The organism is Aliirhizobium sp. YIM B11859 (genome assembly GCF_057163345.1).
This window is the reverse complement of record NZ_JBXHAY010000005.1, coordinates 388931-402405: the sequence shown is the minus strand read 5'-3', so window position 1 is coordinate 402405 and position 13475 is coordinate 388931. Positions and strand designations below refer to the sequence as shown.

General features: G+C 60.3%; 13 protein-coding genes. 8 read left to right on the top strand and 5 right to left on the bottom strand.

From position 1 onward, the window contains the following. A partial coding sequence (locus tag AC2GXZ_RS21440) for a hypothetical protein (RefSeq protein WP_483761230.1) occupies positions 1–181 on the top strand: 181 nt, incomplete at its 5' end. A gap of 155 nt (positions 182–336) precedes the next feature. Next, positions 337–1398: a porin gene (locus tag AC2GXZ_RS21435; protein ID WP_483761229.1), complete on the top strand. Its 1062-nt coding sequence runs from the start codon at positions 337–339 to the stop codon at positions 1396–1398. Between the two features lie 119 nt (positions 1399–1517). On the opposite strand, the gene AC2GXZ_RS21430 is transcribed toward AC2GXZ_RS21435, so the two are convergent. Further along, the gene (locus tag AC2GXZ_RS21430; RefSeq protein WP_483761228.1) at positions 1518–3638 is read right to left on the bottom strand and encodes a transglycosylase SLT domain-containing protein; all 2121 of its coding nucleotides are present in this window, start codon (positions 3636–3638) and stop codon (positions 1518–1520) included. A 226-nt stretch (positions 3639–3864) separates the two neighbouring features. Here AC2GXZ_RS21430 and dapA point away from each other — a divergent pair, with 226 nt between their 5' ends. The 4 genes from dapA (at position 3865) to AC2GXZ_RS21410 (ending at position 6878) form a co-directional block, all read left to right on the top strand. Beyond that, positions 3865–4749: a 4-hydroxy-tetrahydrodipicolinate synthase gene (gene dapA, locus AC2GXZ_RS21425; protein WP_483761227.1), complete on the top strand. Its 885-nt coding sequence runs from the start codon at positions 3865–3867 to the stop codon at positions 4747–4749. A 143-nt stretch (positions 4750–4892) separates the two neighbouring features. Continuing rightward, positions 4893–5369 (top strand): SsrA-binding protein SmpB, encoded by a 477-nt coding sequence (gene smpB, locus AC2GXZ_RS21420; RefSeq protein ID WP_483761226.1) that lies wholly within the window; start codon positions 4893–4895, stop codon positions 5367–5369. 64 nt (positions 5370–5433) lie between these two features. Then, positions 5434–5787: a hypothetical protein gene (locus AC2GXZ_RS21415; protein ID WP_483761225.1), complete on the top strand. Its 354-nt coding sequence runs from the start codon at positions 5434–5436 to the stop codon at positions 5785–5787. A 110-nt stretch (positions 5788–5897) separates the two neighbouring features. Then, positions 5898–6878 (top strand): lysylphosphatidylglycerol synthase transmembrane domain-containing protein, encoded by a 981-nt coding sequence (locus AC2GXZ_RS21410; RefSeq protein WP_483761224.1) that lies wholly within the window; start codon positions 5898–5900, stop codon positions 6876–6878. Between the two features lie 108 nt (positions 6879–6986). On the opposite strand, the gene AC2GXZ_RS21405 is transcribed toward AC2GXZ_RS21410, so the two are convergent. Next, positions 6987–7562 (bottom strand): LabA-like NYN domain-containing protein, encoded by a 576-nt coding sequence (locus AC2GXZ_RS21405; protein WP_483761223.1) that lies wholly within the window; start codon positions 7560–7562, stop codon positions 6987–6989. 452 nt (positions 7563–8014) lie between these two features. On the opposite strand from AC2GXZ_RS21405, the gene rpoZ reads away from it, so the two are divergent. Both rpoZ and AC2GXZ_RS21395 read left to right on the top strand, forming a co-directional pair. Continuing rightward, entirely contained in the window at positions 8015–8419 is a 405-nt protein-coding gene (rpoZ, locus tag AC2GXZ_RS21400; protein WP_483761222.1) for a DNA-directed RNA polymerase subunit omega, read from the top strand. A gap of 138 nt (positions 8420–8557) precedes the next feature. Continuing rightward, on the top strand, positions 8558–10807 hold the full coding sequence (locus AC2GXZ_RS21395; RefSeq protein WP_483761221.1) for a RelA/SpoT family protein: 2250 nt from the start codon (positions 8558–8560) through the stop codon (positions 10805–10807). A gap of 135 nt (positions 10808–10942) precedes the next feature. On the opposite strand, the gene AC2GXZ_RS21390 is transcribed toward AC2GXZ_RS21395, so the two are convergent. Genes AC2GXZ_RS21390 through AC2GXZ_RS21380 form a run of 3 tightly spaced genes read right to left on the bottom strand, consistent with a single transcriptional unit; the run spans position 10943 to position 13281 of the window. Beyond that, a complete protein-coding gene (locus tag AC2GXZ_RS21390; RefSeq protein ID WP_483761220.1) occupies positions 10943–11326 on the bottom strand; it encodes a VOC family protein in 384 nt (127 codons plus the stop codon). A gap of 8 nt (positions 11327–11334) precedes the next feature. After that, positions 11335–12474, bottom strand: coding sequence for an MFS transporter (locus AC2GXZ_RS21385; protein WP_483761219.1), 1140 nt, complete (start codon positions 12472–12474; stop codon positions 11335–11337). A 21-nt stretch (positions 12475–12495) separates the two neighbouring features. Then, complete coding sequence (locus AC2GXZ_RS21380) at positions 12496–13281, bottom strand: DeoR/GlpR family DNA-binding transcription regulator (RefSeq protein ID WP_483761218.1); 786 nt, start codon at positions 13279–13281, stop codon at positions 12496–12498. Between the last annotated feature and the right edge of the window lie 194 nt (positions 13282–13475).

Below are 13475 nucleotides of genomic sequence, written 5' to 3'. Positions count from 1 at the left end.
GCGTCGTTCGCGTACAGCGCACCTTCTAATTCCTCACGGAATTAAAGCGGAAAGGCCCGGCTATCGCCGGGCCTTTTTGCGTTTGGCGGCGAAGGAAGAAGTCCGAGTACAACTTCAGCGTGGTCGCGGGTTTGTGATGCACTGCGACAACTATGTAACAGAGGCCTTGGAACTGCGCTGACAAATACGGAGGCTTCTCCATTTTTCTTGTTGCTCTTGAGGGAGGGGCGTATTTTTCTAGGCGAGGGAAAGCATGACTCGCTGGCCTTTTGGCTCTAGCCCTGCTTGGGGACGGTTTGGGACAGGGTCATCCAACAAGTATATCTGGAGATTCCAATGAATATTAAGAGCGTTCTTCTCGGCTCCGTAGCAGCCCTGGCGGCTGTTTCCGGCGCCCAGGCTGCCGATGCAATCGTCGCAGCCGAGCCCGAGCCGATGGAATACGTCCGCGTCTGCGACGCGTTCGGCACCGGTTATTTCTACATCCCCGGCACGGAAACCTGCCTCAAGGTTGGCGGTCGCGTTCGTTTTGACGCCAGCTACGGTGACGTCTACTCCCCGAACAACGGCGGCACCTATACCAATACCCGCGCCGAACTTTATTTCGACACGGCCAGCGACACCGAGTGGGGCGCGCTGAAGACGAGCGTCGTTGCTCGTTTTGACTACAACCCGCGCTACGACGTTTCCACGCTTGACGGCAACAACACCCGTACCCGTCTGATGCAGGCAACTGTCAGCCTCGGCGGTTTCACCGCTGGTCTGCAGGATTCGCTCTATGAATCCTTCATCAACTACGCTGGCGATGTCGAAAACGACGACGTCATCAACTACGGCCCGTCGGAAGTGAACCAGCTGGCTTACACCTACGATGCCGGCAATGGCATTTCGGCCTTCATCGCTCTCGAAGACGATGGCGAAAACAAGCGCGACCGTATCGATCACTCCAGCGACGCTCCGAACGTTGCCGGTGGTGTGAAGTATGACAACGGCACGCTGCTGGTCGGCCTGACCGCCGGTTACGACGAGTCGATGGAAGAAGGCGCTGTCAAGCTGAAGATCGCTGGCACGTTCGGCGCATTCAACGCCTTCGTTATGGGCGGCTGGAACACCGACGGCGACAGCTACAACAGCTACGCTCCGGAAATCATCAACGGCGAAGGCTGGGGTGACTACGCACTGTGGGCTGGCGGCGGTTACAAGTTCTCCGACAAGCTCGCTGCAAACGTTCAGGTTTCCTACGCTGAGAGCGACGTGTTCTCGGCTGCTGCCAACCTGCAGTGGACGCCGGCTACCGGCTTCCTCATCCAGCCGGAAGTTGCCTACACCAAGTGGAACAACGCGACGGTTGACGACGACGCTTGGACGGGCCTGCTCCGTTTCCAGCGCACGTTCTAATTCCTTACGGAATAAGACGGAAAAGCCCGGCATTGCCGGGCTTTTTTGTGTTTTAGATAATGTTTGTTTGCTGCAGGCGGCTGCAAATATGCAGGCGGAAGCGCGTGGCTTGCGAAATTTTAAGGCTGTCGCCCGAACCGCAGGTCGGAGACGATATCGGCTTTCTGGCCGAGCCGGGTCTTGTAGACTTGGTAGTTTTCCAGCACCCGCTGCACATAGTTGCGCGTCTCGGGGAAGGGGATGCGCTCGACCCAGTCGATCACCTCGTCGAGCGGCTTGCCGCGCGGGTCGCCATAACGGGAAATCCAGTCCGGCACCCGCTTCGGCCCGGCATTATAAGCGATGAAGGTGAGGATGTAGGAGCCGCCGAAGGCATCGATCTGTTCGCCTAGATAATGGGCGCCAAGCGTCGCGTTGTAACCGGCATCGCTGGTCAGCCGGTCTGCCTTGAAGCTCATCCCGTGGCGTTTGGCGACGCCCTGCGCGGTTCCCGGCAGCAATTGCAACAGGCCGCGGGCATTGGCGGCTGAAACGGCCGCGGGGTTGAAGGCGCTTTCCTGTCGCGCGATCGAATAGGCGAGCGCCTTGCCGGATCCGCCGATATCGGCTCCGGCCGGTATCACACCGAGCGGATAGGCAAGCGCCGCCACATCGACACCACGCGAAAACGCCGCCTTGCCGATCCGCAGCGAAAGCGCATGGTCTCCCTGTTCCTCGGCGCGTGCGGTCAAGAGCGCCAGCTCGCCCGGACTGTCTATCTGTTCGCCAAGTGCTGCATAGAGTGCTGCCGATCGTCGGTCATGGCCGACACTATCGAGCCGTGCGATGGCACGCACGACCTCGCGTGAGGCAAATCGCTCCCGGTCCTGGGCGGTAGGAGAGGGGTAGCTGACATCGAGTGCCGACCTGCCGAGGCGTGCTGCCGAAAGCTGGCCGTAGAATGTGCCGCTATAGCGGGCGGATTGTTCATAGAAGGAACGCGCCTGTCCGGGGCCGCCGGCTTCTGCCGAACGGCCGAGCCAGTAAAGCGCCCGTGAGGCTGAAAGCGGCCGGCTGGAGGCCTCCAGGATCTTGCGGAAATGCGTCTCCGCAGTCGACGGATCGTTCAACGCCCGCAGCGCATACCAGCCGGCATGAAATTCCGCATCGGCCCGGTCGACCGACGACTGCGCCACATTATTGGCGACAAGCCGGTAGGCGGCCTTGAAGTCTCCGTTGTCGGCAAGGCCGCGCGAGACGATGCGCCGCTCGTTCCACCATTCGCCGGCATTGACCAGCCTTGCCGGATCGCGCGGCACTTTTTCGAGAAGCTTTGCCGCCTCGTCATATTGGTCCTGACGACGGGCATATTCGATGCGGACGAAAAGATAGGCGGGATCGCTTGCCCATGAACCATCGACGGCACTGATCAGTTGCCCGGCATTTTTGGCACCGGTCGAAACCGCAACCCAGGCCTTGTAGAGCGATTGCGCATTGCCCAGGCCCGAGAACCTCTTGGCCTGTGCGCTGCGGCCGCGATACATCAGGTAATCCATCCGCGCCCGATGGTCGGCAGCGGTCAGCAGTCCGCCGAATTCGCCCAGTATCTTGTCTTCCGTCTGGGTGTCCAGCGCATCGGCGAGCCACAGGGCGTTGATCGTTTTTGCCGCATCCGCATTGCGTCCGGTCGCAACCTGTGCCCGGGCAAGCACCATCGCGCCTTCCGGCGTCTGCGGCTTGTAAGGTCCCATGGCGGAGAGCACCGCTGCAGCCGGCGGGTTCTCGCGATAGAGGGCCCGTTCTTCCTTTTCGCGCAGTCCGCCGATTCCCGGCCAGCCGGAAAGCTCGCGTTCGGCGGCGGCGATCTCGCGATAGGGCACGTCCTTAAGTCCGGAACTGGCGATCGCCCAGGTCAGGATCCGTCGGTCAAGCGATCCGTCCGGCAGGCTATCGCGCGCCAGCAGCGCCTCGGCGGCATCATTGTCGGAGAGCGCATCAAGCCCGGTCTTCAATGCGGACGATGAGAGCGGTCGGTTGAGACGCGGAATGGAGCCGGTAATCTCCGGCGTCGGCATCATCGCGGGTGTCGGAAGGGTACGCGACCGCTGCTCACCCGGCATGGGAATGCTGATCGGCGCATCGGGTCGTGCAAAAGGCAGCGGCACGACACCGCCCACGGGACTTCCGGCCTGACCCAGAGCCAGGCTCGATATGCTTGCGGCACCCAATCCCAAGGTGAGGATCAGAGCGGGCTTCTTCATCCGGCAACTCGCGAGAAAGACATCTACCCCTATCGGGTTTTCCCATTAGGCTCTGGCTTGATTAACAGAACCTTACCATACTTCAGAAATGACGCATCATCACCTGCCGGTCGGCATCATAAACCCGTGAGCTTTGCGCTTGTCGGCGATCTGGCTGCGCTTTATGGTGCCGATATTAGTCATTGATTACGGCCGAAGCATGGACTGCGGCCATGGGAGTTTATGCATGTTTAAGGGATCGATCCCCGCGCTCGTCACGCCATTTACTGCAGGCGGAGCCGTGGACGAGAAAGCGTTTGCGGCTCATGTCGAGTGGCAGATCGATGAGGGGAGTTCCGGTCTCGTTCCGGTCGGCACGACGGGTGAATCGCCGACGCTGACCCATGACGAACACAAACGTGTTGTCGAACTCTGTGTCGAGGTTGCCCGCGGCCGCGTTCCGGTCATCGCCGGCGCCGGTTCCAACAACACGACAGAGGCGATCGAGCTTGCCCAGCATGCCGAAAAGGCCGGCGCAGACGCCGTGCTGGTCGTTACGCCCTACTACAACAAGCCGACGCAAAAGGGCCTGATCGCGCATTTTTCGGCAATCGCCGAAGCCATCTCGCTGCCGATCATCATCTACAATATCCCACCGCGTTCGGTCATCGACATGAGCCCGGAGACGATGGGCAAGCTCGCCACGACACACAAGAACATCGTTGGCGTCAAGGATGCGACCGGCAAGATCGAGCGTGTCTCCGAACAGCGCATCAGCTGCGGCACCGATTTCATCCAGTTGTCTGGCGAGGATGCGTCGGCACTCGGCTTCAACGCCCATGGTGGGGCCGGCTGCATTTCGGTCACCGCCAATGTCGCGCCGCGCCTCTGTGCCGAATTCCAGGCGGCAACCCTTGCCGGCGACTACAAGAAGGCATTGGAATATCAGGACCGTCTGATGCCGCTGCACAAGGCGATCTTCCTGGAGCCGGGCCTTTGCGGTGCCAAATACGGCCTGAACAGGCTGCGCGGCATGGAGCGCACCGTCCGTTCCCCGCTGGTTGCCGAACTGGAACCGGCGACCGAAGCGGCGATCGATGCGGCGCTGCGCCATGCAGGCCTGCTCAACTGAGCCTGCCGAACGGGCGCGTATTCGGCGGAGGCGTCAGTCGATGCTTAAGCTTCACAATCGGCCCCGGTCGCACTATATGAAACAAACCCCGCTCATCGGTTTTGGGCGGGGTTTTGTCTGCAAAGTGAAATGGAATTCGTCTGATGGCACCCAAAGGCAGCCAGCGCGTGGTCAACAAGGTCGTGGCGGAAAACCGAAAGGCCCGCTTCAACTATGAAATCCTCGATACCTACGAGGCTGGCATCATGTTGACCGGCACCGAGGTCAAGTCCCTGCGCGAGGGCAAGGCCAATATCGCCGAATCCTATGCGTCGGACGAAGGTAACGAGATCTGGCTGATCAACAGCCATCTGCCGGAATATCTGCAGGCCAACCGCTTCAATCACGAACCCCGCCGCCGACGTAAACTGCTGCTATCGAAACGCGAGATCAACCGGTTGCGCACCGGCATCAACCGCGAAGGCATGACGCTGGTGCCGCTGAAAATCTATTTCAACGAAAAGGGAAGGGCGAAGCTGGAACTGGCGCTCGCCAAGGGCAAGAAGCTACATGACAAGCGCGAGACCGAAAAGGAACGCGACTGGAACCGTCAAAAGTCACGCCTGCTGAAAACGGGCTGAGCGGTCTGGGGTAGACGGGGCAAGCTTGTTGGGGAAAGTCAGTCGTTAGCTCGGGACGAGACGTATGTCGCAGCCGGGGTGGTCGGAAATCGAGACCACCGTCAACCGCATCTTTGCTGATTACCAAAGTTCCTGCGATCCGCAAACGATGGTGAAAACGCGGCTGTTCCTCCAATTTGCCTCCGATCGCTATCGGCCCGCAAACGATTGCGGCAAGGGCTACTGGGACACGATTTGTCTCTCATGGTGGTTGGCAACCTACTCGATTGCAATTGAGATATTCGAAAATCGCTCTGAGTTTTATAGGTTTTCGGAGCAATCGACGCAGATAAGTGACTTTGGTCAGCACGCATCGGGCGTGCCTCATGCCTTTTTAGCGCTCCTTGATGGATTGCTTTTGGCAAATGGCGGTGAATAAGGCGACTTACACAATGACGCCGGTTGTCTGGGGAAGGCGAACGCCTTGCTCTTCGGAACCAAACCTCGCCCCGCGCCGTTCTCCCGCACATTCATGCGGGCAAGTGGGCGATGACGAAAAAGCAGATTATCACCTATCTCATGCTGGTCGTCAGTTTCGGCCTTGCCGCATGGTTGCTCTACCAGGTTTTTCGCGAGCATTCGGTTGCCGAAATCGTCAAGTCGGTCCGCGATATCCCCACCGTCAATCTTGCGCTCGCCCTTCTTTTTGCCCTTGCCTCCTATCTCTGCCTCACCGGCTTTGACTGGTGCGGTGTGCGATATGTCAGGAACGATCTTCCCTATCCGAAAATCGCGCTTGCCTCGTTCATCGCCCTGTCGATCGGCCAGAGTGTCGGCATGTCGGGCTTGAGCAGTGGTGCCTTACGCTATCGGTATTATGCCCATTGGGGCATGACCACCGAGGATGTGGCAAAGATCGTGCTTCTTTCCGGTGTCACCGTCGGGCTCGGCATGGCGGTGCTGGCCGGCATTGTCATGATCGCCAATCCGGCAGATGCTGCCGCCGTGCTGCGTCTGAAGCCGGAGGTGGTGATGGCGATCGGCGGCGGCTGCCTCGCCGCGACCGCACTCTATGTGGCGCTTGCCGCTTTTCTGCGTGCGCCGCTCAAGATCCGCAGCTGGACCTTCCAAATGCCGAGCTGGAAGATCGCCATTGCCCAGATCGTCATTGGCACGATCAATTTCGCCTTCGTCTCCGCCTGTTTGCGCGAGGTGATGGCGGCGGGTGCCGATGTCAGCTACCTCAAGGCCGCAACCGCCTTCGTGCTTGCCAATGTGGCGATCCTCATCACCCATGCGCCGGGTGGTCTCGGCGTACTTGAGGCAACGGTCGGCCACGTGATGGGTGGTCAGGCCTCGATCGGCTCGTTGGTCGCCTTTCGGGTGATCTATTTTTTCATTCCGCTCTTCATCGGCCTGCCTTTATCGCTCATCGTCGAAGCCGTCTTCCGTGCGACCAAGGCAAATTCTGGCGAGCGGGTGGCAGGCGAGGGGGGCCATGACGCCCGCGTCTCAGCCGAGCCCGCATGACGAAGCTCACATGACCAGTTTGCACGAATAGGTGATCTTCCGACGAAAAAGGCGCCGTCTCCGGCGCCTTTGAACGATTGGGCTTTTTAGGCCGCCATCCGTGATCGATCAGGAATCAGCCGGTTCGGCGGGTTCGGCCGGACGCGGTGTCCGCTCGCTCGGGTCGCGGCCGACTTCGGCCTTCAGCGTCATCAGGTCGATGAAATGGTCGGCCTGGCGACGCAGGTCGTCGGCGATCATCGGCGGCTGTGTCTGCATCGTCGAGACGACGGAAACCTTGCGACCCCTCCGCTGCAAGGCCTCCACCAGATTGGTGAAGTCGCCGTCGCCGGAAAAGATCACCAGGTGATCGACGGTCTCCGCCTGCTCCATCGCATCGATGGCAAGCTCGATATCCATGTTGCCCTTGATCTTGCGCCGGCCCAGACTGTCGGTGAATTCCTTCGCCGGCTTGGTCACGACCTTGTAGCCGTTATAGTCCAGCCAGTCGATCAGCGGCCGGATCGAGGAATATTCCTGATCCTCGATCAAAGCCGTATAGTAATAGGCGCGAAGCAAATAGCCGCGCTTCTGGAAAGCCTTCAGAAGCTTTCGATAGTCTATATCGAAGCCGAGGCTCTTCGAAGCCGCGTATAGATTTGCGCCGTCGATGAAGAGAGCGATTTTCTCTCTCGGGTCAAACATATGTCTCCATCCCTTTTTCTGCCCAGTTTGCGGGCCTATCGGCAAAACGAAAAGTTGAACCGACGATATTGGAATAATTCTCTACATTACGAACTATTCATATATCCGTCATTTATGGCACGATTCGCAATATTCCAAGCACGTGTTGATTGAATAATGGCCTCCTCCCAGGCCACTTTAGTCTCATTCCACAGGCTTGATCCGTTCGGACGCATGATTTCCGATCGTCTCACGCCTGAATCCGTTGCCGGATCATGGTGACAATCGCGCATTTCTTTTTTGCGGGGCCTTGATGGAGATCACTCTCATCTTGGTTTGGCTGCTGGAAACGAGCATATTGCTCACAATTCGGCCTGCCGGTCGGCCATGGGTCAGGAAAAACTTGAATTTCCCGCCCGATGTCTGTATCGGGCGTATCAATTCCGGAAATTCAGGACCGCAAAGGACAGGCAATGGCCCGCGTCACAGTAGAAGATTGCATCGACAAAGTCGATAACCGTTTCGAGCTGGTTCTTCTCGCCAGTCACCGCGCCCGCCAGATTTCGCAGGGCGCTTCGATCACCATCGACCGCGACAATGACAAGAACCCGGTCGTCGCTCTGCGCGAGATCGCGGACGAAACCCTGTCGCCCGACGACCTCAAGGAAGACCTGATCCATTCGCTGCAGAAGCATGTCGAAGTGGACGAGCCAGAGCCCGATCCGGCCGCCATGCTGGCCATCAGCGGCGCGTCGATCTCGGCCGACGGCGAAGAGGACGACGCTCCGGAAACCGTCAATTTCGACCAGATGTCGGAAGAAGAATTGCTTGCCGGTATCGAAGGTCTCGTTCCGCCGGAAAAGAGTGACGATTACTGATAGATTGCGGCATCTGGGCAAGGGAACATTCATTCTCTCGCCCTAATCTGCTTGAATATTCTATGATGGCTGCGCCAATCGGACGGTTGGCGCGCCATTTTCTTTTTCTTCGGCCCGCTATCGAGGGTATCTTACAGGATGATGAGGCAGTACGAGCTCGTTGAGCGGGTGCAGAAATACAAGCCCGATGCCAATGAAGCTCTTCTCAACAAGGCCTATGTTTATGCCATGCAGAAGCATGGCCAGCAAAAACGTGCCTCTGGTGATCCTTATATTTCCCATCCGCTCGAAGTGGCGGCCATCCTCACCGACATGCATCTCGACGAGTCGACCATCGCGGTCGCGCTGCTGCACGATACGATCGAGGACACGACGGCGACCCGCGCCGAGATCGACGAACTGTTCGGCGAGGATATCGGCCGTCTCGTCGAGGGCCTGACCAAGCTGAAACGCCTCGACCTCGTGTCGAAAAAGGCCAAGCAGGCGGAGAACCTCCGCAAGCTGTTGCTCGCCATTTCCGATGACGTCCGCGTGCTGCTCGTCAAGCTTGCCGACCGTCTCCACAACATGCGCACGCTCGACCACATGAAAGCCGAGCAGAAGGCGCGCATTTCCGAAGAGACGATGGATATCTATGCACCGCTTGCCGGCCGCATGGGTATGCAGGACATGCGCGACGAACTGGAGGAATTATCCTTCCAGTACATCAATCCGGAAGCCCATGAGACGGTCACCCGGCGCCTGGCGGACCTGTCTGCCCGCAACGAAGGCCTGATCAAGAAAATCGAGGACGAGTTGCGCGAACTGCTGGTCGCCAACGGCCTTGAGGGTGCCTTCGTCAAGGGACGACAGAAAAAGCCCTATTCGGTCTTCCGCAAGATGCAGTCGAAATCGCTGTCCTTCGAGCAGCTGTCGGATGTCTACGGTTTCCGCATCATCGTCGACGACGTATCCTGCTGTTACAAGGCGCTCGGCATCGTCCACACCCGCTGGCGCGTCGTGCCCGGCCGGTTCAAGGATTACATCTCCAACCCGAAGCAGAACGATTACCGCTCGATCCACACGACGATCGTCGGTCCATCGCGTCAGCGCATCGAGTTGCAGATCCGCACCCAGCTGATGCAGGAAATCGCCGAATACGGCATTGCCGCGCATGCGCTCTACAAGGATGGCAGGGGAGGCGCCAAGGGCGACGAACTTCTGCCGAAGGAATCGAACGCCTATTCCTGGCTGCGCCACACGATCGAATCGCTCGCCGAAGGCGACAATCCGGAAGAATTCCTCGAACATACCAAGCTCGAGCTTTTCCAGGATCAGGTCTTCTGCTTCACGCCGAAGGGCAAGCTGATTGCGCTTCCGCGCGGCGCCACCCCGATCGACTTCGCTTATGCGGTTCACACCAATATCGGCGACACCACGGTTGGTGCCAAGATCAACGGCCGCATCATGCCGCTCGTCACCCGTCTCAACAACGGCGACGAGGTCGAGATCATCCGTTCCGGCGTGCAGGTGCCGCCGGCCGCATGGGAAGAGATTGTCGTCACCGGCAAGGCGCGTTCGGCCATCCGCCGTGCCACCCGCATGGCGATCCGCAAGCAATATGCAGGCCTCGGCCACCGCATTCTGGAACGCACCTTCGAGCGTGCCGGCAAGATTTTCTCGCGCGATGCGCTGAAACCGGCTCTGCACCGGCTCGCCCACAAGGATGTCGAGGACACTATCGCCTCGGTCGGTCGCGGCGAACTTTCCTCGCTCGACGTGCTTCGCGCCGTCTTCCCCGATTACAAGGATGAGCGCGTCACCGTTAAGCCTGCTGCAGACGATGGCTGGTTCAACATGCCGAGCGCCTCGGGCATGATGTTCAAGCTGCCGGCCCAAGCGGGTGGCAAGGGTCCGGCGGAAGCCGAAAATGCCCAGGCCTCCGGTCTCGGCGCCACGCTGCTGCCGATCCGCGGCCTGTCGTCCAACACCCGCGTGCGTTTCGCCCAAAGCGGCGCCGTCCCCGGCGACCGCATCGTCGGCATCATGGAAGAAGGCAAGGGCATCACCATCTACCCGATCCAGGCACCGTCGCTGCAGAAATTCGACGACGAGCCGGAACGCTGGATCGACGTCCGCTGGGATCTCGACGAGGCCAACAAGTCGCGTTTCCCGGCAACGATCGAACTGCACACGATCAACGAGCCCGGCACGCTGGCAACCGTCGCCCAGACCATTGCCCGTCTCGACATCAATATCCGCACGCTCACCATGGGCGGCAACCGCACCGAGGACTTTTCCGACATCCTCATGCAGGTGGAGGTCTGGGACGTGCGTCAGCTCAACCAGCTCCTGTCGCAGCTGAAGGATCTCGACTGCATCTCGACCGTCAAGCGGATCTACGACTGACAACGGGTGTCATCTGCTGATCGATGAACACGAAGCACTGGCGGCAACCCCGGCTTTCGCCAGTTTTACCTGCCGCCGGCCTTTGCCGCCCGGAGCGTGCAACGTTTCCGGGGCGCCGACGCCAGAGAGAGGGCTCTATTCGGTGATCTCGACAGGTATTCCGTCGGGCATCAGGATCACGGCTTCATAAAAACCGTCTCCCGTCATGCGCGGACCCGATGAGAGACATCCGTCAGTGGCGCATCGTTCCGCCAGCCGGTCAACGGCCTGTCTGCTGCCGAGCGAAACGGCGATATGGTCCCAACCTTCATGGTGGTGCTCCAGCCGGTCACGGATCCAGGGGCCGGTCATCAGCTCGATCCGGTCCGGCCCATCCGGAAGCTGCACGAAGCGCGACACGAACCCCTCCCGCCTCCTGCTGTGATAGGGCGCGCCGACGCTCGCACCGAAATAACGCTCGAAGAACGAGGCGGCGGCGTCGAGGTTTTTGGTCCAGAGGGCCGAATGGGCGATACGCATGGTCTCTCTCAGCGTTTGGAACGGGTGGCTGCACTGGCGCACAGCGGCACGATGCAGATGAGTGCCGCGAGCATCCAGAAAGAACCGATAAGCCCGACATGGTTGGCGACGAAACCGATACCGGCCGGGCCGAGCAGCACGCCGGCATAACCGGTCGTGGTGATCGCCGCGACCGCAAGCCCCGCCGGCATCACCGTCTGCGATCCGCCCTTGCGGAACAGCACCGGCACGATATTGGCGGCGCCGAGGCCGATCAGCAGGAACCCGCTCATCGCCACAAGCGTGACCGGGATTGTCAGGATGACGATGAAACCGGCAATCGCCACAATGCCGCCCCAGAACAGCGTCGCCCGGTCACCGAGCCTTGCGGTCAAGGCATCGCCGCTCAGCCGCCCGGCCGTCATGGCGATCGCAAACAGGATATAGCCGGCTCCTCCATGTTCCGGCGAGACATGGTCGGCCGTCGTTAGAAGCAACGCGCTCCAGTCGAGAACGGCACCCTCCACCAGGAAGGTGATCGCCGCGAGAATTGCCAAAAGAAGCACGATGCCGCGCGGCACGGCAAACAGCGGTGCATCCTCGACCTGCGCCGTATCGAGCAGCCGCGGCCATGCCACGACAACGCCCGCAATCATCAGGGCAGCACAGACAAGCGTCGCCGTGAACGCTCCCGTCTTGGCCGACAGCAGCACGGTCATCAGCAGCGAGCCGGCAAAGCCGCCAATGCTGAACAGTGCATGGAAGCCGGACATCAGCGGTCGCGACGAGGCTTTCTCCACCTCCACTGCATGAATATTCATCGCCACATCGATCGAGCCCAGCGCACCGCCGAACACCGCAAGCGCAATGCCGAGCGTGACCGGACTATCCGCCACCGCAAGAACCGGCAGGATAACCGCCATGCCGAGGCCGCCGGCAATGATGATCGGTTTGGCGCCGAACCGGGCGCTGAGCATCCCGGTGGCGATCATCGCCGCCACCGATCCGAGGCCGAGGCAAAGCAGCAGCGCCCCGAGCACGCCGTCATCGACGCCGAGCCGGTCTTTGGCAAAAGGAACCAGCGGCGCCCAGCATGCCAGGCCGAAACCGGAGACCAGAAATGCAAGTCGTGTCGCCAGCCGGGTTTCCGGCCGATCGGAAGAAGTCATGTCATGTCCCTAAAGCGATGATCAGGTTGTGGTGGAGACGGGCTCGGCCCTCAAAAGGCTGAAGCCCGCATGTGCAAGCGTCTCGGCCTCCTCCTCGTTTAGGTCGTTTTCGACGATCAGAACATCGATGTCCTGAGCCCCGGCGATCCGGTAGGGAGCCCGTTCGAGGAATTTTGCCGACGCGGCCAGCACCGCGCATGCCGCGCTGTTGCGCAACAGGCCGCGCTTGAAGGCGGCATCTGCATGATCGTGCACGCTGATGCCCGTTGCCGCCGAAACCGCACAGGCGCCGAGAAAGCAGCGATCGATGTTGAGAAGGTCGACCGCGGCGATTGCCGAGGCGTCGACGCTGCCGCCGACATGCCGATTGACGGCGCCGCCGATCACGATGAGTTCGATATCGTCGCGCCTGGCGATCGCCCCGGCGATGTCTATGGAATTGGTCGCGACGGTCAGGCCGAGGTCGCTCCCCAGGCAATCGGCGAGCGCAAGATTGGTGCTGCCGCTGTCGAGAAACACCAGTTCGCCAGGCCGGACCAGCGTGGCGGCCGTCTGCGCCAAGTGCCTTTTGCGCCCGCTATCCTCGCTCACCCGCAGCGCCATCGGGCGGGCGCTGGCGGGCAGGGGCAACGCCCCGCCATAGACCCGCCGGCATTTGCCCTCCGCTGCAAGCGCCCTGAGGTCGCGGCGGATGGCATCTTCGGAAACGTCGAATTCCTGCGCCAGTGAGACCGCGGAAACCTGCTGCCCTGACGTGAGCCGCGCCTCGATCACATCGCGGCGCGATAGGGGAAGATGAGTGTTCATCGGTGAGAGGTATCGTGCATAAACGTGCATGTCAATATGCATGATTGTGCATGATTATGCGTGAATGCAGGGTTCCCCGCAGTGTTTTCGAACGGTGCTGAGCGCGGTTCGTCCCATTTTAGCTCGACGTTCTGCTTGCCCCCGCAAAACGCAAACGGGCCGGATTGCTCCGGCCCGTTCTGGTTCTGAAATTA